This is a genomic window from Dyella sp. LX-66, from assembly GCF_018599165.1.
GTDB lineage: Bacteria > Pseudomonadota > Gammaproteobacteria > Xanthomonadales > Rhodanobacteraceae > Dyella_D > Dyella_D marensis.
Genome location: NZ_JAHFVJ010000018.1, coordinates 46118 through 64356, shown reverse-complemented (window position 1 = coordinate 64356; position 18239 = coordinate 46118). Strand labels below are relative to the sequence as shown.

At 64.3% G+C, this 18239-nt stretch carries 30 protein-coding genes and 1 pseudogene; 30 read left to right on the top strand and 1 reads right to left on the bottom strand.

All coding sequences use genetic code 11. From position 1 onward, the window contains the following. From tuf to KK141_RS21525, 30 genes and pseudogenes are all read left to right on the top strand, one after another. Positions 1-124, top strand: a pseudogene (gene tuf, locus KK141_RS21670) (elongation factor Tu); the annotation flags it as partial. 451 nt (positions 125-575) lie between these two features. Further along, positions 576-887 (top strand): 30S ribosomal protein S10, encoded by a 312-nt coding sequence (rpsJ, locus tag KK141_RS21665; RefSeq protein ID WP_214573075.1) that lies wholly within the window; start codon positions 576-578, stop codon positions 885-887. 20 nt (positions 888-907) lie between these two features. Further along, positions 908-1549, top strand: coding sequence for a 50S ribosomal protein L3 (gene rplC / locus KK141_RS21660; protein ID WP_167257939.1), 642 nt, complete (start codon positions 908-910; stop codon positions 1547-1549). Between the two features lie 11 nt (positions 1550-1560). After that, on the top strand, positions 1561-2163 hold the full coding sequence (rplD, locus tag KK141_RS21655; protein ID WP_167257937.1) for a 50S ribosomal protein L4: 603 nt from the start codon (positions 1561-1563) through the stop codon (positions 2161-2163). After that, positions 2160-2453, top strand: coding sequence for a 50S ribosomal protein L23 (gene rplW / locus KK141_RS21650; RefSeq protein ID WP_026635833.1), 294 nt, complete (start codon positions 2160-2162; stop codon positions 2451-2453). The genes rplD and rplW overlap by 4 nt, the downstream gene beginning before the upstream one ends. An 18-nt stretch (positions 2454-2471) precedes the next feature. Next, complete coding sequence (gene rplB, locus KK141_RS21645) at positions 2472-3293, top strand: 50S ribosomal protein L2 (protein ID WP_167257935.1); 822 nt, start codon at positions 2472-2474, stop codon at positions 3291-3293. Between the two features lie 12 nt (positions 3294-3305). Further along, complete coding sequence (gene rpsS, locus KK141_RS21640; RefSeq protein WP_026635835.1) at positions 3306-3578, top strand: 30S ribosomal protein S19; 273 nt, start codon at positions 3306-3308, stop codon at positions 3576-3578. After that, positions 3578-3913 carry a 50S ribosomal protein L22 gene (rplV, locus tag KK141_RS21635; protein WP_026635836.1) on the top strand — a complete coding sequence of 112 codons (336 nt, stop codon included), beginning with the start codon at positions 3578-3580 and terminating at the stop codon, positions 3911-3913. The genes rpsS and rplV overlap by 1 nt, the downstream gene beginning before the upstream one ends. Positions 3914-3928: 15 nt before the next feature. Then, a complete protein-coding gene (gene rpsC / locus KK141_RS21630) occupies positions 3929-4678 on the top strand; it encodes a 30S ribosomal protein S3 (protein WP_214573074.1) in 750 nt (249 codons plus the stop codon). Positions 4679-4689: 11 nt separating this feature from the next. Then, complete coding sequence (gene rplP, locus KK141_RS21625; protein WP_026635838.1) at positions 4690-5103, top strand: 50S ribosomal protein L16; 414 nt, start codon at positions 4690-4692, stop codon at positions 5101-5103. After that, complete coding sequence (rpmC, locus tag KK141_RS21620) at positions 5103-5288, top strand: 50S ribosomal protein L29 (protein ID WP_167257931.1); 186 nt, start codon at positions 5103-5105, stop codon at positions 5286-5288. Before rplP ends, rpmC begins: the two co-directional genes overlap by 1 nt. Before the next feature lie 11 nt (positions 5289-5299). Then, positions 5300-5560 carry a 30S ribosomal protein S17 gene (gene rpsQ / locus KK141_RS21615; RefSeq protein WP_167257929.1) on the top strand — a complete coding sequence of 87 codons (261 nt, stop codon included), beginning with the start codon at positions 5300-5302 and terminating at the stop codon, positions 5558-5560. A gap of 15 nt (positions 5561-5575) precedes the next feature. Beyond that, entirely contained in the window at positions 5576-5944 is a 369-nt protein-coding gene (rplN, locus tag KK141_RS21610) for a 50S ribosomal protein L14 (RefSeq protein ID WP_026635841.1), read from the top strand. 13 nt (positions 5945-5957) lie between these two features. Beyond that, a complete protein-coding gene (gene rplX / locus KK141_RS21605; RefSeq protein WP_167257927.1) occupies positions 5958-6269 on the top strand; it encodes a 50S ribosomal protein L24 in 312 nt (103 codons plus the stop codon). Between the two features lie 12 nt (positions 6270-6281). Next, positions 6282-6821: a 50S ribosomal protein L5 gene (gene rplE / locus KK141_RS21600; RefSeq protein ID WP_167257925.1), complete on the top strand. Its 540-nt coding sequence runs from the start codon at positions 6282-6284 to the stop codon at positions 6819-6821. A 17-nt stretch (positions 6822-6838) separates the two neighbouring features. After that, positions 6839-7144, top strand: a complete 306-nt coding sequence (gene rpsN, locus KK141_RS21595) for a 30S ribosomal protein S14 (protein ID WP_214573073.1) — start codon at positions 6839-6841, stop codon at positions 7142-7144. Positions 7145-7377: 233 nt separating this feature from the next. Beyond that, entirely contained in the window at positions 7378-7773 is a 396-nt protein-coding gene (gene rpsH, locus KK141_RS21590) for a 30S ribosomal protein S8 (protein ID WP_026635845.1), read from the top strand. 10 nt (positions 7774-7783) lie between these two features. After that, complete coding sequence (gene rplF, locus KK141_RS21585; RefSeq protein WP_167257919.1) at positions 7784-8311, top strand: 50S ribosomal protein L6; 528 nt, start codon at positions 7784-7786, stop codon at positions 8309-8311. 44 nt (positions 8312-8355) lie between these two features. Beyond that, positions 8356-8709, top strand: coding sequence for a 50S ribosomal protein L18 (gene rplR, locus KK141_RS21580; protein WP_026635847.1), 354 nt, complete (start codon positions 8356-8358; stop codon positions 8707-8709). 113 nt (positions 8710-8822) lie between these two features. Continuing rightward, positions 8823-9332 (top strand): 30S ribosomal protein S5, encoded by a 510-nt coding sequence (gene rpsE, locus KK141_RS21575; protein ID WP_167257917.1) that lies wholly within the window; start codon positions 8823-8825, stop codon positions 9330-9332. After that, positions 9325-9513, top strand: coding sequence for a 50S ribosomal protein L30 (gene rpmD / locus KK141_RS21570; RefSeq protein WP_026635849.1), 189 nt, complete (start codon positions 9325-9327; stop codon positions 9511-9513). Before rpsE ends, rpmD begins: the two co-directional genes overlap by 8 nt. A 5-nt stretch (positions 9514-9518) precedes the next feature. Further along, positions 9519-9950, top strand: a complete 432-nt coding sequence (gene rplO / locus KK141_RS21565) for a 50S ribosomal protein L15 (protein ID WP_214573072.1) — start codon at positions 9519-9521, stop codon at positions 9948-9950. A gap of 4 nt (positions 9951-9954) precedes the next feature. Beyond that, the gene (gene secY, locus KK141_RS21560) at positions 9955-11280 is read left to right on the top strand and encodes a preprotein translocase subunit SecY (protein ID WP_214573071.1); all 1326 of its coding nucleotides are present in this window, start codon (positions 9955-9957) and stop codon (positions 11278-11280) included. Between the two features lie 135 nt (positions 11281-11415). After that, a complete protein-coding gene (gene rpsM / locus KK141_RS21555) occupies positions 11416-11772 on the top strand; it encodes a 30S ribosomal protein S13 (protein WP_214573070.1) in 357 nt (118 codons plus the stop codon). A 12-nt stretch (positions 11773-11784) separates the two neighbouring features. Further along, on the top strand, positions 11785-12171 hold the full coding sequence (gene rpsK, locus KK141_RS21550; protein ID WP_007513384.1) for a 30S ribosomal protein S11: 387 nt from the start codon (positions 11785-11787) through the stop codon (positions 12169-12171). A 13-nt stretch (positions 12172-12184) separates the two neighbouring features. Then, positions 12185-12811, top strand: coding sequence for a 30S ribosomal protein S4 (gene rpsD, locus KK141_RS21545; protein WP_026635853.1), 627 nt, complete (start codon positions 12185-12187; stop codon positions 12809-12811). A gap of 15 nt (positions 12812-12826) precedes the next feature. Further along, the gene (rpoA, locus tag KK141_RS21540) at positions 12827-13825 is read left to right on the top strand and encodes a DNA-directed RNA polymerase subunit alpha (RefSeq protein WP_167257909.1); all 999 of its coding nucleotides are present in this window, start codon (positions 12827-12829) and stop codon (positions 13823-13825) included. A 207-nt stretch (positions 13826-14032) separates the two neighbouring features. Further along, on the top strand, positions 14033-14416 hold the full coding sequence (gene rplQ / locus KK141_RS21535; RefSeq protein WP_167257907.1) for a 50S ribosomal protein L17: 384 nt from the start codon (positions 14033-14035) through the stop codon (positions 14414-14416). Between the two features lie 192 nt (positions 14417-14608). Further along, positions 14609-15112 carry a disulfide bond formation protein B gene (locus KK141_RS21530; RefSeq protein ID WP_214573069.1) on the top strand — a complete coding sequence of 168 codons (504 nt, stop codon included), beginning with the start codon at positions 14609-14611 and terminating at the stop codon, positions 15110-15112. A 22-nt stretch (positions 15113-15134) separates the two neighbouring features. Continuing rightward, positions 15135-16502, top strand: coding sequence for a 3-deoxy-7-phosphoheptulonate synthase class II (locus KK141_RS21525; protein WP_214573068.1), 1368 nt, complete (start codon positions 15135-15137; stop codon positions 16500-16502). A 72-nt stretch (positions 16503-16574) separates the two neighbouring features. Here the strand turns inward: KK141_RS21525 and KK141_RS21520 are convergent, their stop codons facing one another. Then, the gene (locus KK141_RS21520) at positions 16575-18182 is read right to left on the bottom strand and encodes an amidase (RefSeq protein WP_345777628.1); all 1608 of its coding nucleotides are present in this window, start codon (positions 18180-18182) and stop codon (positions 16575-16577) included. Positions 18183-18239 lie beyond the last annotated feature (57 nt).

The window sequence follows — 18239 nt, the reverse complement described above, 5'->3', positions numbered from 1 at the left end:
TGACAACGTGAAGATGAAGGTGACCCTGATCGCGCCGATCGCGATGACGGACGGCCTGCGCTTCGCGATCCGCGAAGGTGGCCGCACCGTCGGCGCCGGCGTCGTCGCCAAGGTCACCAAGTAAGTAACCCGCCTTCGGGCGAGTGAACGCAAGGTATGAAAGAGCGGGGCGCAAGCCCCGCTCTTTTTTTGCCTGTTTTTTACCCAAGGGGCTTCCCATCGAGCTGGTGTTCCTATATGCTTGACAAGTTATCCCTTTGCATTCGGGCTTAATTGCCCGAGGCACACAGCGAAATGAGGTGCAGGAAGCGCTTCGAGTTCGCATACAAGGACGTTGCGGGATCGCATGACGGCAGAGTGACCACTCTGTTGCCATTTGCGTTTTCGCGTTCTATACTTTTTCGTCTGGGCAGACCGATATTCTCGGTCTGCCCGGTCTTTTAGGGGCCGAATCGCCGGGATTTTCCGGCAGCCGTCGACCCCTTTGCTGCACCAGGTAGTACCAAGGGTTGTGCGGAATGGTGAGAAGCCATTCCGAATCACAGAATCGTTCTTTAGATAACAGGACACGGTTTATGGCGAACCAAAAGATTCGCATCCGGCTCAAGGCGTTCGATCATCGTCTGATCGACCGTTCGGCCAGCGAAATCGTCGAGACGGCCAGGCGCACCGGCGCCACAGTCCTCGGCCCGATCCCGCTGCCGACCAAGATCGAGCGTTACACCATTCTGGTGTCGCCGCACGTCGACAAAGATGCCCGCGACCAGTACGAGACCCGTACCCACAAGCGCGTGCTCGATATCGTTGACCCCAACGACAAGACCGTGGACGCGCTCATGAAGCTTGATCTCGCCGCTGGCGTCGATGTTCAGATCAAGCTCGGCTGAGCGATAGACAGGATACGAAGATGAGTATCGGACTGGTTGGCCGCAAGTGCGGCATGAGCCGACTCTTCACTGAAGATGGACGCTCGATTCCGGTGACGCTGATTGAAGCCACCCCGAATCGCGTCACCCAGCTGAAGACGGAAGATAACGATGGTTACAGCGCTGTGCAGGTCGCGGCGGGCGTCAAGCGCGCCAGCCTGCTGACCCAGCCGCTGAAGGGTCACTACGCCAAGGCGAAGGTCGAGCCGGGTCGTGGTCTGTGGGAGTTCCGCGTGACTGCCGACGAGCTCGGCAAGTACAGCGTGGGCACCGAGATCAAGGCCGATGACGTGTTCCAGGTGGGTCAGATCGTTGACGTCGCCGGCGTGTCGAAGGGCAAGGGCTTCCAGGGCACCATCAAGCGCCACAACTTCACCATGGGTGATGCCACCCACGGTAACTCGCTGTCGCACCGCTCGCCGGGTTCTATCGGCCAGCGTCAGACCCCGGGTCGCGTGTTCCCCGGCAAGAAGATGTCCGGCCACATGGGTGCGGTGAACCGCACGCAGCAGGGTCTGGAAGTGGTCAAGGTCGACGCCGAGCGTCATCTGATCGCGATCAAGGGCGCAGTCCCCGGTGCTACCGGTGGCGACGTCGTGATCCGTCCGACCACCAAGGGTTGAGGAGAGACGCCATGGAACTGAATGTCATTGGCGCCAAGCCGCTCAACGTGTCGGACGAAGTGTTCGGCGGTGAGTTCAAGCAGGCCCTGATCCACCAGGTGGTCGTTGCCTACCAGGCCGGCGGTCGCGCCGGTACCAAGGCGCAGCTGTCGCGTGGTGAGCTGTCGGGTACCACCAAGAAGTTCAAGAAGCAGAAGGGCGGCGGCGCCCGTCACGGCGACTACCGCGCCCCGATCTTCGTCGGCGGCGGTGTCACCTTCGCGGCGAAGCCCCGTAACTTCGAACAGAAAGTCAACCGCAAGGCCTATCGCGTGGCGCTGCGCTCCATTCTCGCGGAGCTCAATCGCCAGGGTCGCCTGAAGGTGGTCGAGAGCTTCGGCATCGACACCCCGAAGACCAAGGCGATGGTTGCCAAGCTGGCCGAGCTGCAGGTTTCCGGTCGTGTGCTGCTGGTGTCGGAAGACGCCAACGAAGCCACCTTCCTGGCCGCCCGCAACATCCCGTACATCCACGTGGTGGACGTGCTGGCGCTGAACCCGGTGAGCCTGGTCGGTTCGGATCACATCGTCATGACCGTCGATGCGGTGAAGAAGATCGAGGAGTGGCTGGCATGAGCAACGAACGCATTCTCAACACGCTGCGCGCGCCGCACATCTCCGAGAAGGCGGCCCGTCTTGCCGAGGGCAACCAGTACGTTTTCGTGGTCGCGCCCGACGCGACCAAGGCCGATGTCCGCGCGGCGGTGGAGCAGATGTTCGACGTCAAGGTCGAGCAGGTGAACCTCGTCAACGCCAAGGGCAAGGTCAAGTCCTTCCGTTTCCGCGCTGGCAACCGTCAGGGCAAGCGCAAGGCCTACGTGCGCCTGGCCGATGGGCAGACCATCGACGTGGCGGCCAAGGCCTGAGCCAGGAGTTGAATTGAGATGGCACTGATCACTCACAAGCCGACCTCGGCCGGACGCCGCGACGCAGTCAGCGTGCGTACCCCGGGCCTGCACAAGGGCGCGCCGTACGCGCCGTTGACCGAAGCCCAGTCGAAGACCGGCGGTCGCAACCATTACGGTCGCATCACCGTTCGTCACCAGGGCGGCGGTCATAAGCAGCGTTACCGCATCATCGACTTCAAGCGCGACAAGGAAGGCATCGTCGCCCAGGTCGAGCGCATCGAATACGATCCGAACCGCACCGCGCACATCGCGCTGCTGTGCTACGCCGACGGCGAGCGCCGCTACATCATCGCCCCGAAGGGCGTGCAGGCGGGCGACCGCCTGGTGTCGGGCCACGATGCGCCGATCAAGGCCGGCAACAGCCTGCCGCTGCGCAACATCCCGGTCGGTTCGACCGTGCACTGCATCGAGATGAAGCCTGGCAAGGGCGCGCAGATCGCCCGCAGCGCCGGCGCTTCCGTCCAGCTGGTGGCCCGCGAATCCGGCTACGCCACGCTGCGCCTGCGCTCCGGCGAAATGCGCCGCGTGCCGGTCGATTGCCGCGCCACCATCGGTGAAGTCGGCAACGGCGAGCACAGCCTGAAGAAGCTCGGCAAGGCCGGCGCCAAGCGTTGGAAGGGCATCCGCCCGACCGTCCGCGGCGTCGCCATGAACCCGGTCGACCATCCGCACGGCGGTGGTGAAGGCAAGACCTCCGGCGGCCGTCATCCGGTCAGCCCGTGGGGCACGCCGGCCAAGGGCTACAAGACCCGTAACAACAAGCGCACGCAGCAGTTCATCGTGCGTCGCCGCAAGTAACAGGAAACCGTCATGCCGCGTTCATTGAAGAAAGGTCCTTTCGTCGACCTTCACCTCGTGAAGAAGGTGGAAGCTGCGGTTTCCACCAACAACAAGCGTCCGATCAAGACTTGGTCGCGCCGCTCGATGATCCTGCCGGAAATGGTGGGATTGACCATCGCCATCCACAACGGTCGCCAGCACGTGCCGGTGCTCGTCAACGAGAACATGGTCGGGCACAAGCTCGGCGAGTTCGCGGTGACCCGCACCTTCAAGGGCCATGGCGGCGATAAGAAGGGCAAGTGATGAGCACCGAAGCCAAAGCAATCCTGCGCAGCGCCCGCATTTCGGCGCAGAAGGTGCGCCTGGTGGCTGACCTGGTCCGCGGCATGCCCGTGGGCCGAGCCAGCGACGTGCTCCAGTTCACCAACAAGAAGGCCGCGCACATCGTTCGTAAGGTGCTGCTGTCGGCCGTCGCCAACGCCGAGAACAACCTCGGCGCCGACGTGGACGAGCTGAAGATCGCCCGCATCTTCGTCGACGAAGGTCCGGCGATGAAGCGCATGTACGCCCGCGCCAAAGGCCGCGGTTCTCGCATCCTGAAGCGCACGAGCCACATCACTGTGGTCGTTGGCAACTGACTGGGGATATAGACGATGGGTCATAAAGTTCATCCCACCGGTATCCGCCTCGGCATTGCCAAGGACTGGAACTCGAAGTGGTACGCCAATAAGGGCGAATACGCCCAGTACCTCGCTGCCGACCTGAAGGTCCGCGAGATGCTGCGCAAGAAGCTGGCCCAGGCCGGCATCTCGAAGATCCAGATCGAGCGTCCGGCCAAGACCGCGCGCGTGACGATCCACACCGCCCGTCCGGGCGTGGTGATCGGCAAGAAGGGCGAGGACATCGAGAAGCTGCGCAAGGAAGTCAGCAAGCTGATGGGCGTTCCGGCGCACATCAACGTCAGCGAGGTGCGCAAGCCCGAGCTCGACGCGCAGCTGGTGGCCGAGTCGATCGCGCAGCAGCTCGAGCGCCGCATCATGTTCCGCCGCGCCATGAAGCGCTCGGTCGGCAACGCGATGCGCCTCGGCGCCCTGGGCATCAAGATCAACGTGTCCGGTCGTCTGAACGGTGCCGAGATCGCCCGCTCCGAGTGGGCCCGCGAAGGCCGCGTGCCGCTGCACACCCTGCGTGCGGACATCGACTACGGCTTCGCCGAAGCGCACACCACCTACGGTGTCATCGGCATCAAGGTGTGGATCTACAAGGGCGAAATCTTCGACTTGGCGCAGGTTGGCCAGGAAGCGAAGGAAGAGCCGTCGCAGCCGCGCCGCGAAGGTGGCGAGGGTCGTCGTGAATCGCGTCGCGAGGGCGGTGAAGGCCGTCGCGAGCGGACGGCGAAGTAAGGAGAGTTGCCATGTTGCAACCTAAGCGAACCAAATTCCGCAAGCAGTTCAAGGGCCGAAACGACGGTCTGGCGTTCAGCTCGAACCTCGTGAGCTTCGGCGAATACGGCCTCAAGGCCACCACTCATGGCGCGCTGACCGCGCGCCAGATCGAGGCGGCCCGTCGTTGCATCACCCGCTTCGTGAAGCGTGGCGGCAAGCTGTGGATCCGCGTGTTCCCGGACAAGCCGATCACCAAGAAGCCGATCGAAGTCCGAATGGGCGCGGGTAAGGGTGGCGTCGAGTACTGGGTCGCTCCGATCCAGCCCGGCCGCATGCTCTATGAAATCGAGGGCGTCGACGAAGCCACGGCCCGTGAGGCGTTCCGCCTCGCCGCCGCCAAGCTGTCGGTGCAGACCCAGTTCGTATCCCGAGCGGTGATGTGATGGCCATGAACGATCTGATCAACAAAACGGCCGACGAGCTGAAGCAGCATCTGCTGGACCTGCGCAAGGAGCAGTTCAACCTGCGCATGCAGAAGGGCACCGGCCAGCTCAACCAGCCGCACCAGCTGCGCCGCGTTCGGCGCGACATCGCCCGCGCGAAGTTCGCGCTCGGCGGCAAGAAGTAAGGACGGCGGATATGAGCGATAACCAAAAGCAGGCGCGCACCCTCGAGGGCCGCGTCATCAGCAACAAGATGGACAAGACGGTGACCGTCCTGATCGAGCGCCAGGTGCAGCACGGCCTGCTGGGCAAGATCATCCGCCGGTCGACCAAGCTGCATGCGCAGGACGACCTCGGTGCAAACGAGGGCGACCTGGTGCGCATCGCGGAATGCCGTCCGCTGTCCAAGACCAAGCATCACCGCGTGGTCGAAATCGTCACTCGCGCGGTCGGCTAAGGGGAGGGTGCAGACATGATCCAGATGCAAAGCACGCTTTCCGCGGCGGACAACAGCGGCGCGAAGGAACTGATGTGCATCAAGGTGCTCGGCGGCTCCAAGCGCCGTTATGCCGCGATCGGTGACGTGATCAAGGTCACCGTGAAGGATGCCATCCCGCGTGGCAAGGTGAAGAAGGGCGAGGTGTACAACGCCGTGGTGGTTCGTACCGCCAAGGGTGTGCGTCGTCCGGACGGCTCGCTGATCCGTTTCGACGGCAACGCGGCGGTCCTTCTCAACAACAAGCTCGAGCCGATCGGCACCCGTATCTTCGGGCCGGTCACTCGCGAGCTGCGCAGCGAGCGCTTCATGAAGATCGTCTCGCTCGCACCCGAAGTGCTCTGAGCGGAGGCTAGACATGAACCGTATCCGCAAGGGTGATCAGGTCATCGTGATCACCGGCAAAAACAAGGGCCAGCGCGGCGACGTGCTGCGCGTGGATGGCGATCGCGTGTTCGTCTCCAACGTCAACGTGGTCAAGCGTCACACCAAGCCGAATCCTCAGGCCAACCAGGCCGGCGGCATCGTCGAGCGTGAGGCTTCGATCCATATCTCCAATGTGCAGCTGTTCAACCCCGCTCAGAACAAGGGTGAACGCGTGGGCTTCAAGACGCTCGAAGATGGGCGCAAGGTCCGCGTGTTCAGTTCTGGCGAGGTCGTGGACGCGTAAGGAACACAAGTCATGACGCGCCTTGAAAAGTTTTATAAAGACGAAGTAGTCAAGAAGCTCACCGAGCGTTTTGGCTACGAGAACGTGATGCAGGTCCCCCGCATCACCAAGATCACGCTGAACATGGGCGTGGGTGAAGCAGCGGCGAACAAGAAGGTTCTTGAGAACGCCGTGGCCGACATGGCCAAGATCTCCGGCCAGAAGCCGATCCAGACCAAGGCGCGCGTTTCCGTCGCCTCGTTCAAGATCCGCGACGGCTGGCCGATCGGCTGCAAGGTCACTCTGCGCCGTGCCCAGATGTGGGAATTCTTCGATCGCCTGATCAACATCTCGCTGCCCCGTACCCGCGACTTCCGCGGCGTGTCGGGCCGCGCCTTCGATGGCCGTGGTAACTACAACTTCGGCATCAAGGAACAGATCATCTTCCCGGAGATCGACTTCGACGCCGTCGACGCGATGCGTGGCATGGACATCTCCATCACCACCACCGCCAAGTCGGACGAAGAGGCCAAGGCCTTGCTGGAAGCCTTCAGCTTCCCGTTCCGCAACTAAGAGAGCGCGAGAGATTTATGGCTAAGACCTCGATGATCAACCGCGATCTCAAGCGGACCAAGATCGCCAAGAAGTACGCCGCCAAGCGTGCGGAACTGAAGGCGATCGTGCTGAGCCCCACCGCCTCGTACGACGAGAAGATGGAAGCTCAGACCAAGCTGCAGAAGCTGCCGCGCGACGCCAGCCCGACCCGTCAGCGCACCCGTTGCGCCCTGACCGGCCGTCCGCGCGCCGTGTACCAGAAGTTCGGCCTGGGCCGCAACAAGCTGCGCGAAGCCACCATGCGTGGCGACGTGCCCGGCCTGCGCAAGTCCAGCTGGTAAGCAAGACCTGTTAAACGACCCGCCCGGGCCTGGCCCGGGCGGGTTCATACGTCCGGGGGCGGGCTGTTCCAGAGCCGCCGCCGATGCGAAACGCGTGCCGTTATTCGCAAAATCGGAAAAGAGCTGATATAGTCGTCCGTCTGCGCAAAGCAGACCGGCGTCTGTGCCGGCTTACAACTCAATATTGATTTCCGGTTTTATCGGATATCGGTGCACTCTGAAGGATGTTTTTCATGAGCATGACTGATCCCATCGCCGATCTGTTTACGCGCATCCGCAATGCCCAGGCTACGGGCAAGCAGGCTGTCAGCGTGCCGTCGTCGAAGCTGAAGGTGGCCATCGCCAACCTTCTCAAGAACGAGGGCTACATCCTCGACGCCAAGACTTCCTCGCAGGAAGGCAAGCCGGTGCTCGAGATCAAGCTCAAGTATTTCGAGGGCCGTCCGGCCATCGAGAGCATTTCCCGCGTCAGCCGCTCGGGCCTCCGCGTGTACCGCGGCAAGGACCAGCTGCCGAAGGTCCTGGGTGGCCTGGGTATCTCGATCATCTCGACGTCCGCCGGTCTGCTGACCGATGCCCAGGCTCGCGCCAAGGGCCTCGGCGGCGAAATCATCGGCCAGGTCGCCTAAGGAGTCGACGATGTCCCGTGTAGCCAAGAAGATCATCAATCTGCCCAAGGGCGTCGAGCTGAAGGCTGGCGCTGAAGGCATCTCCGTCAAGGGCCCGAAGGGCACCCTGTCCACGCACAACCTGCCGGGCGTTTCCGTGGCCGTCGATAACGGCAACGTGAGCATCGTGCTGGCCGAGGGCGCGGACCACAAGTTCGGCGGCACCGCGCGTGCGCTGCTGGCCAACATGGTCAAGGGCGTGTCGGACGGCTACGAGCGGAAGCTCGAGCTGGTCGGCGTCGGTTACCGTGCCGCCATGCAGGGCAAGGCGCTGAACCTGAGCCTGGGCTTCTCTCATCCGGTCGTGTTCAACGCTCCGGAAGGCATCACGCTGGAGACCCCGACGCAGACCGAAATCCTGATCAAGGGTTCGGACAAGCAGCTCGTGGGCGAAGTGGCCGCCAAGATCCGTGGTTATCGTCCGCCGGAGCCGTACAAGGGCAAGGGCGTGCGCTATGCCGGCGAGAAGATCACCCTGAAGGAAGCCAAGAAGGCCTAAGGCGCTGAAAAGCGCGTGCCTATCCGCTTCCTGGAGAGAACACGATGAACAAGAACGAATCCCGCCTGCGTCGCGCCAAGTCCACCCGCTCGCACATCCGCAAGCTGGGCGTGGCCCGCCTGTCCGTGCATCGCACCGGCCAGCACCTCTATGCCCAGGTGTTCGACGCCTCGGGCAAGAACGTGGTCGCCGCTGCCTCGACGGTGCAGAAGTCGATCGCCGAAGGCCTGAAGGGCACCAAGAACATCGAAGCCGCCACTGCCGTGGGCAAGGCGATCGCCGAGCGCGCCAAGGCCGCCGGTATCGAAGCCGTGGCTTTCGACCGTTCGGGTTTCCGCTACCACGGTCGCATCAAGGCTCTGGCCGATGCGGCTCGCGAAGCCGGCCTGAAGTTCTAAGCACCAAGGGGCAGGGCTCTGCGTAGCGCCTGCCCCATCAGCTGTACCTACAACTCCAAGCGGCCCAGCCGCAAGCAAAAGTCCCGGATGTTCCGGGCATGACGGAAAAGAATATGTCTTCTACCGATCGCGAAAATTCAGACGGCCTGCTCGAGAAGCTGATCGCCGTCAACCGCGTGGCCAAGACCGTGAAGGGTGGCCGCCAGATGAGCTTCACCGCGCTGACCGTGGTGGGCGACGGCGAAGGCCGCGTGGGTTTCGGTTATGGCAAGGCGCGCGAAGTGCCGGTCGCCATCTCCAAGGCCATGGAACGCGCCCGCCGCAACATGGTCGCTGTTGACCTGAACAACGGCACGCTGTGGTACGCCGTGAAGGCCAACCACGGTGCGGCCCGCGTGTTCATGCAGCCGGCTTCCGAAGGTACCGGCGTGATCGCCGGCGGCGCCATGCGTGCCGTGCTCGAAGTGGTCGGCGTCAAGAACGTGCTGGCCAAGGCCGTCGGTTCGCGCAACCCGATCAACCTGGTGCGCGCCACCATCAAGGGCCTGCAGGCCGTCGCCTCGCCGAAGCAGATCGCTGCCAAGCGCGGCAAGACCGTGGAAGAGGTGCTGGGCAATGGCTAACAACGAAAAGACCGTCCGCGTCCGCCTGGTCAAGGGCCTGCGCGGCGTGCAGAGCCGTCATCGCCTGAGCGTCAAGGCGCTCGGCCTGAACAAGCTCAACGACGTCCGTGAACTGAAGGACAGCCCGCAGGTGCGTGGTCTGATCAACACGGTCTATTACCTGGTCCGGGTCGAGGAGTAAGCATCATGCGTCTGAATGACATCAAGCCGGCCGCCGGCGCCCGCAAGACCCGCCTTCGCGTGGGTCGCGGCATCGGTTCGGGCCTGGGCAAGACCGCCGGCCGCGGCCACAAGGGTCAGCACGCCCGCGCTGGCGGCACCCACAAGTACGGCTTCGAGGGCGGCCAGATGCCGCTGCAGCGTCGCCTGCCGAAGGTCGGCTTCCGTTCCAAGAAGAAGGCCGAGAGCCAGGAAGTGTTCCTGTATCAGCTGGCCAACCTCAAGGCTGACGTGATCGACGTCGTCGTCCTGCACCAGGCCGGCCTGATCGACAGCCACGCCAAGAAGGTCAAGGTCGTCGCCAAGGGCGAGATCGGCCGCGCGGTGAAGCTGTCGGGCGTGCTCGCCACGGCCGGCGCCAAGGCAGCCATCGAGGCTGCCGGCGGCAGCGTGGAGTAATCACGTGGCGGCAGCCAAGGGCCCTTCGCTCGGATCGCTCGGCAAGCTGACCGAACTGCGTCAGCGCATCTTTTTCGTGATTGGTGCGCTGATCGTTTTTCGCCTCGGTTCGTTCATTCCCGTTCCGGGCGTCAACCCGGAAGCGATGACCAGCCTGATTGAATCGGGCGGCGGCCTGATGAACATGTTCAACATGTTCTCGGGCGGCTCGCTGGCCCGCTTCTCGGTGTTCGCGCTCGGCGTGGTGCCGTATATCTCAGCATCCATCGTGGTGCAGATGATGGGCGCGGTCATCCCGAGCCTGCAGGCACTGCGCAAGGAAGGCGAGTCGGGTCGTCGCAAGATGACCACGTACACCCGCTTCGGCACGGTCGGCCTCGCGGCCTTCCAGGCCTTCGGCATCGCGGTGGCCCTGCAGAAGCAGGTCGCCAACGGCGGCGCGCCGGTGGTCTATACGCCGGGCATGGGCTTCATCATGGCTTCGGTGGTCGGCCTCACGGCCGGCACCATGTTCTTGATGTGGCTGGGCGAGCAGATCACCGAGCGCGGCATCGGCAACGGCATTTCGCTGCTGATCTTCGCCGGCATCGTGGCGGGCCTGCCCGGCGCGGTGGCGCACACCCTGGGCATGGCCAGCAATGGCGAGCTCAGCGTGATCCGCATGATCATGGTGGTGGGCCTGATTCTGGCCGTGACTGCCTTCGTGGTGTTCATGGAGCGTGCCCAACGGCAGATCACCGTGAACTACGCAAGGCGTTCCGGTGGGCAGCGGGCCTACATGAACCAGACCTCGCACCTGCCGCTGAAGATCAACATGTCGGGCGTGATCCCGCCGATCTTCGCGTCCAGCCTGCTGATGTTCCCGGCCACGGCGGCCACCTGGTTCACCGCCGGCAACCAGTCGCGCTGGCTGCAGGAGCTCACCCAGGCGCTGACGCCGGGCGAGCCGCTGTATGACATCGTGTTTGCGGTCCTGGTCATCACCTTCGCCTTCTTCTATACGGCGATCGTGTTCAATTCCCAGGAAACCGCGGACAACCTCAAGCGTTCGGGTGCGCTCATTCCAGGCATCCGTCCGGGTCGTTCGACGGCCGACTACATCGACAACGTGATGACCCGCCTCACCGGCGTCGGCGCGTTGTACCTGGTGCTGGTCTGTCTGGTGCCGTCGTTCATGCAAAAGGCTTGGCACGTTCCGTTCTACTTCGGTGGCACCTCTCTGCTGATCGTCGTGGTCGTGGTGATGGACTTCACTGCTCAGGTGCAGGCGCATCTGGTCAGTCACCAATATGAAAGTCTGCTCAAGAAGGCCAATCTCCGCCGCAACTGAGGCTGCTGGGGCGACGGAGTAAGGGCCTAAATCGGAGAGCGGCGGCACCTCGGGGCCGCAGGGCTTTCCTGTCGGGATAATTCAGGTTAGAATTGCGCGTTTACCGCGCACGAAACGCATCGGAGAAAGTACATCATGGCGCGCATCGCGGGTGTCAATTTGCCGGTCCACAAGCATGTGTGGGTTGGCCTGCAGAGCATTTACGGCATCGGCCGCAACCGGGCCAAGAAGGTCTGCGCGGACGCTGGCGTGGTTCCCACCACGCCGATCAAGTCCCTCAGCGAGGGCGAGGTGGAGAAGCTCCGCCAGGAAATCGGCAAGTACGTCGTCGAAGGCGACCTGCGCCGTGAAGTCGGTATCGCCATCAAGCGCTTGATGGACCTGGGTTGCTACCGCGGCCTGCGTCATCGCCGTGGCCTGCCGGTGCGCGGCCAGCGCACGCGTACCAACGCCCGTACCCGCAAGGGTCCGCGCCGCGCGATCAAGAAGTAACGGATTCCTATCATGGCTAAGCCCGTCAAGACCAAGAAGAAGATCAAGCGCGTTGTCACGGATGCCGTGGCCCACGTGCAGGCCTCCTTCAACAACACCATCGTCACCATCACCGATCGCCAGGGCAACGCCCTGTCGTGGGCGACTGCCGGCGGCGCGGGTTTCCGCGGCTCCCGCAAGTCCACCCCGTTCGCTGCCCAGGTGGCCGCCGAGAAGGCCGGCCGCGCTGCTGGCGACTACGGCGTGAAGACGGTGGAAGTGCGTATCAAGGGCCCCGGCCCGGGCCGCGAGTCGGCCGTGCGTTCGCTGAACGCACTGGGCTACAAGGTCCTGAACATCATCGACGTCACGCCGATTCCGCATAACGGCTGCCGTCCCCCCAAGAAGCGTCGCGTCTAAGGAGCTATAGACCATGGCACGTTATCGTGGAGCTACCTGCAAACTCGCGCGTCGTGAGGGTTCGGACCTGAGCCTGAAGTCCCCGGCGCGCGCGATCGACTCCAAGTGCAAGCTGGAGAACAAGCCCGGCCAGCATGGCGCCAACAAGCGCATGCGCATGTCGGACTACGCCCTGCAGCTGCGTGAGAAGCAGAAGGTCAAGCGCATCTATGGTGTGCTCGAGCGTCAGTTCAGCAACTACTACAGCAAGGCGTCGACCCTCAAGGGCAACACCGGCGAGAACCTGCTGCGCCTGCTGGAAAGCCGTCTGGACAACGTCGTTTACCGCATGGGTTTCGCGGTCACCCGCGCCCAGGCCCGCCAGCTGGTCAGCCACAAGGCTGTGCTGGTCAACGGCAAGAAGGTCAACATCCCGTCCTACCAGGTCCGTCCGGGCGACCAGGTTGCGCTGACCGAGCGTGCGCGCACCCAGCTGCGCGTGCAGGAAGCGGCGACCGTGTTCGACACCATGGACCTGCGTCCGCAGTGGGTCGAAGTGGATGCCAAGAAGTTCGAAGGCACCTTCAAGGCTGTGCCGGATCGTGGTGATCTGCCGTCCGACATCAATGAAAGCCTGATCGTCGAGCTTTACTCGAAGTAATTACCGGAGCCCTGCATGGCAGTTTCGTCAACTAGCGTGCTGCGGCCTCGCGGCCTCAGCGTCGAGCAGCTCGCCCCGAACCGCGCCAAGGTCGTGGTCGAGCCGCTCGAGCGTGGTTTCGGCCACACCCTGGGCAACGCGCTGCGCCGCGTGTTGCTCTCTTCGATCCCCGGCAGCGCCATCGTCGAGGTCGAGATCGACGGCGTGCTTCATGAGTACACCACCCTCGAGGGTCTGCAGGAGGACGTGATCGAAGTCCTGCTCAACCTCAAGGAAGTGGCCATTCGCCAGCACACCGGCGACGAAGTCACGCTGACCCTGGCCAAGAAGGGCAAGGGCGTGGTCACCGCCGGCGACATCACGGTCGACCACACGGTCGAAATCGTGAATCCCGAGCACGTGATCTGCCACCTGACCAAGGACATCTCGCTTAACATGCGCCTGAAGGTGCGTCGCGGCGTCGGCTACCAGCCGGCCAGCTCGCGCCAGCATCCGGACGAGGAAGCTCGTCCGATCGGCCGCCTGCAGCTGGATGCCTCGTTCGCGCCGGTGCTGCGCGTGGCTTACGAAGTGGACGCCGCTCGTGTCGAGCAGCGCACCAACCTCGATAAGCTCGTGCTGGACATCGAGACGAACGGCACCATCGGTGCGGAAGACGCGGTCCGCAAGGCCGCCGAGATCCTCAACGACCAGCTGTCCGTGTTCGGTGACTTCTCGCGTCGCGAGAGCGCCACCGACAAGGCCGAGAAGGGCGGTTTCGACCCGCTGCTGCTGCGCCCGATCGACGATCTGGAGCTCACCGTGCGTTCGGCGAACTGCCTGAAGGCCGAGAGCATCTACTACATCGGCGACCTGGTGCAGAAGACCGAGGTCGAGCTGCTGAAGACGCCGAACCTGGGCAAGAAGTCGCTGACCGAGATCAAGGACGTCCTTGGCGGTCGTGGCCTGGCCCTGGGCATGAAGCTCGAAAACTGGCCGCCGCCGGGCCTGTCGCACGGCATGCAGCTGGGTTAATCGCTTTACTTGGCGGTTCCCTTTGATCGCCTGCAGTACCCAAGTCCCGGCGGAGCGCCACGCGCATCCGCCGGGCAACAGAAGCGGCCAGTCCTGGCCCGTCTCTTAAGAAGAGCCCGAACCAACAAGGCTCCAAAAGCGGGTAACCGCGGGAAGCCGGTCATTCCGACCGGTTTTTCATAACAACAGACATAGAGAGTAAACGTCATGCGCCACCAGAAATCCGGTCGCAAGCTCAACCGCACGAGCAGCCACCGCGAAGCCATGTTCCGCAACATGGCCGCCTCGCTGATCAAGCACGAGCTGATCCGTACCACCCTGCCGAAGGCCAAGGAACTGCGCCGCGTCGCCGAGCCGCTCATCACGCTCGCCAAGACCGATGGCGTTGCCAACCGCCGCCTCGCTTTCTCGCGCCTGCGCGACAAGGAAGCCGTGGGCAAGCTGTTCGTGCAGATCGGCCCGCGCTACAGCCAGCGTCCGGGCGGCTACCTGCGCATCCTCAAGTGCGGCTTCCGTCCGGGCGACAACGCCCCGATGGCTTATGTCGAGCTGGTGGATCGTCCGCGTACCGAAGCCGTCGACGCCGAGTAATTCCGGCTCAAGGCTCAGCAGGACCTGAAAACCCCGGTTGGTATCCGACCGGGGTTTTTCTTTTAGGTTCCACGCCCGGCGCCCGCGTAAAAACGCCGCGCAAGTTATGCATGCGCATAGGCCGAAAGCGTGCTGACAGCGCCACGGCGAGCGGGTAATGTCGCCGTTCCGCACTGCAACAGCCCGCTGGCCATGAACCCACTCCGCTGGTCGTACCGCACCTCCTTCCTCGTCGGCTTCCTGATCTGCGCCGGCCTGCTCGGCTTCGCGCTGTATGCCGAATACGGGCTGCACATGGAGCCCTGTCCGCTGTGCATCTTCCAGCGCATCGCCTTCATGGTGATGGGCGTATTCTTTTTGATCGGCGCCATCCACGGCCCCCGCAGCAAGGGTGTGCGCTGGGTCTATGCGGCGGGTGCGATCCTCGGCGCCATCGGCGGCATCGCCACCGCGGCGCGCCATCTGTGGATCCAGACCCTGCCGGCGGACCAGATTCCCGCCTGCGGCCCCAACCTCGGCTACATGATGGACGCGTTCCCCATGGCCAAGGTGCTGAAGATGGTGTTCACCGGCTCCGGCGAATGCGCCAAGGTCGAACCCATCCTCGGCCTGCCGATGCCGGCCTGGACGCTGTTCTGGTACGTGGCGCTGCTTGCGCTGGTGGTGATCGCCGCCACCCGCCGCGTCCAACGCTGAGGTTCGAGAGGAAACGCAGTCCATGAACGCCGATATCCAGCTGTCCACCGTGCCGACCACGTGGGCTCCCGATTCCTGGCAGCAGCGCACGGCGCTGCAGCAGCCGCTGTACGAGAACGCCAGCGAGCTGGCCCAGGCCACGCGGCATCTCGCCAGCCTGCCGCCGCTGGTCACCTCGTGGGAGGTGCTCGCGCTCAAGCAGGCGCTGGCCGAAGCGCAGGAAGGCCAGCGCTTCCTGCTGCAGGGCGGCGATTGCGCGGAAAGCTTCGCCGACTGCACCAGCCCGGTGATCTCCAACCGGCTCAAGGTGCTGCTGCAGATGAGCCTGGTGCTGGTGCACGGCCTGCGCATGCCGGTGCTGCGCGTGGGCCGCTTCGCCGGCCAGTACGCCAAGCCGCGTTCGGCCGACATGGAAACGCGCGACGGCGTGACCCTGCCCAGCTTTCGCGGCGACCTGGTCAACAGTCCCGAATTCACCGCCGCCGCGCGGCGCGCCGATCCGCAGCGCCTGATCCAGGCGCACGCGCATTCCGCGCTGACCATGAACTTCGTGCGCGCCCTGATCGACGGCGGCTTCGCCGACCTGCACCACCCGGAATACTGGGACCTGGCCTGGGTGGAGCATTCGCCGCTGGCCGCCGAATACCGCCGCATGGTCGCCGGCATCGGCGACTCGCTGCGCTTCATGGAAACCCTGGCCGGCCCGATCGCCGGCTTCACCCGCGTCGACTTCTTCACCTCGCACGAAGCGCTGCTGCTGCACTACGAAGAAGCGCTGACGCGCCAGGTGCCGCGCCACCAGGGCTGGTTCAATCTCTCCACGCATTTCCCGTGGATCGGCATGCGCACCGCCGCGCTCGACGGCGCGCACGTGGAATATTTCCGCGGCATCCGCAATCCGATCGCAGTGAAGGTCGGTCCCTCGGTGACGCCGGACCAGCTGCTGCCGCTGATCGATGCGCTCAACCCCGACGACGAACCCGGCCGCCTCACGCTCATCCACCGCATGGGCAATGCGCAGATCGCCAAGGCGCTGCCGACCCTGCTCGACGCGGTGAAGCGCGCCGGCCGCCGCGTGCTGTGGGTGGCCGATCCGATGCACGGCAATACCGAAAGCACCTCCAACGGCTACAAGACGCGCCGCTTCGACAATATCCGCGGCGAGCTGGATCAGGCTTTCGATATCCATGCGGCGGCGGGCACGCGCCTCGGCGGCGTGCATCTGGAGCTCACCGGTGAGGACGTCACCGAATGCATGGGCGGTGCGCGCGATTTGAGCGAGGCCGATCTTGATCGCGCCTACAAGTCGATGGTCGATCCGCGCCTCAACTACGAGCAGTCGCTGGAGCTGGCGATGCTGATCGTGCGGAAGTCGCAGAAGACGGTCTGATTCCATCGGTGCCGCAACAAAAAAGGGGCGCTCTTCAGCGCCCCTTTTTTTATCCGCACGGAATGACGCGCTTCAGGGCGCCGTATCGGCCACCACCGGCTTCCCACCCACCGTATCCAGGAACTTCGGCGCCCGCCACGCCTGCGCATGCTGCTCGAAGCCGTACGCGATCGTGATCAAGGTCGGCTCGCTCCACTTCGCACCGAAGAACACGATGCCCACCGGCAACTCATGCGCAAACCCCGCCGGCACCGTGATGGACGGATAACCCGCCACCGCCGCCGGCTGCGACGCACCGCCCACGGTCGGATCGCCGCTCACCACGTGATCGCCCAGCACCGGATCGGTCACGAAGGTCGGACCCCACGATGGCGCCAGCAGCGCATCGAGGTGATCCTTGGCCAGCGCGGCGTCGATGCCTTCCGGTCCCGCGAAACGCTTCGCCTTGGCCTGCGCTTGCACATAATCCTTGTCGGTCAGCGGCCCCTTCGCCTGCGCCTGCTCGAACAGCTCCTGCCCGAACCACGGCATCTCGCGTTCGGCCTCGCGCTTGTTGAAGGCGATCAGATCGGCCAGCGTCTTCATCGGCGTGCCGCGGCGCGTGGCGAGATACGCCTGCATGTCGTGCTTGAGGTCATACAGCAGCACGGTGAGTTCCGGATCGCCCAGTTCCTTCAGATGCGGCAGCTCCACCGGGTCGACGATCACCGCGCCTTGCGCCTTCATCAACGCGATCGACTGCTCCAGGATGCGGTCGGCATTCGGCTCCGCGCCGGCCAGCCCGCGCACCACGCCGATGCGCTTGCCCTTCAGGCCGTCCGGGTCGAGAAAGCGCGTGTAGTCGGTGGCGTGCTTGTCCGCTTCCGCCGTGGCCGGATCGCGTGGATCGCTGCCGGCGATCGCGCCCAGCACCGCCGCCGCATCGGCGACGTTGCGCGCCATCGGGCCGGCGGTGTCCTGGTTGTGGCTGATCGGGATGATGCCGCTGCGGCTGACCAGGCCCACGGTCGGCTTGATGCCGACAATGCCGTTCGCCGCGGCTGGACAGATGATCGAGCCATCGGTTTCCGAACCGATCGCCGCGGTGGCCAGGCCTGCCGCCACCGCCGCGCCGGAGCCCGCGCTGGAGCCGCAGGGATTGCGATCCAGCACATAGGGATTGCGCGTCTGCCCGCCGCGTGCGCTCCAGCCGCTGCTGGCGTGGCTGGAACGCATGTTCGCCCACTCGCTCAAGTTGGTCTTGCCCAGGATCAGCGCGCCGCTCTTGCGCAGCCGCGCGACCAGGCCGGCATCGCGCGATGCCGGCGGCGCGTCGGCCAGGGCGAGCGAGCCGGCGGTGGTGAGCATGCGGTCGCCGGTATCGATGTTGTCCTTCAGCAGCACGGGGATGCCGCGCAGCGCGCCCTTGGATTTCTGCTTGTCGATCTGCGCGGCGAGCTTGAGTGCATCCGGATTGGTTTCCAGCACCGAGCGCAGTGCCGGGCCGTCGCGGTCGATGCGCTGGATGCGTTCCAGGAACAGCTGCGCCAGCGCTTCGCTGCGCAGCTGGCCGGCGTCCATGCGCTGGTGCAGATCCTTGATCGAGGCCCAGGCCAAGGCGGGATCCGCCGATTGTGCGGGCAGGGACGTGCTGGCAAGCAACAGGGCGGCGAGCGAAAGCGAGAGCGTCAGGCGGGTCACGGCGTGTCTCCTGGGCGCGGCATGATGTCGCGAAGCGGCAGCTTAGCGGCTTCGACC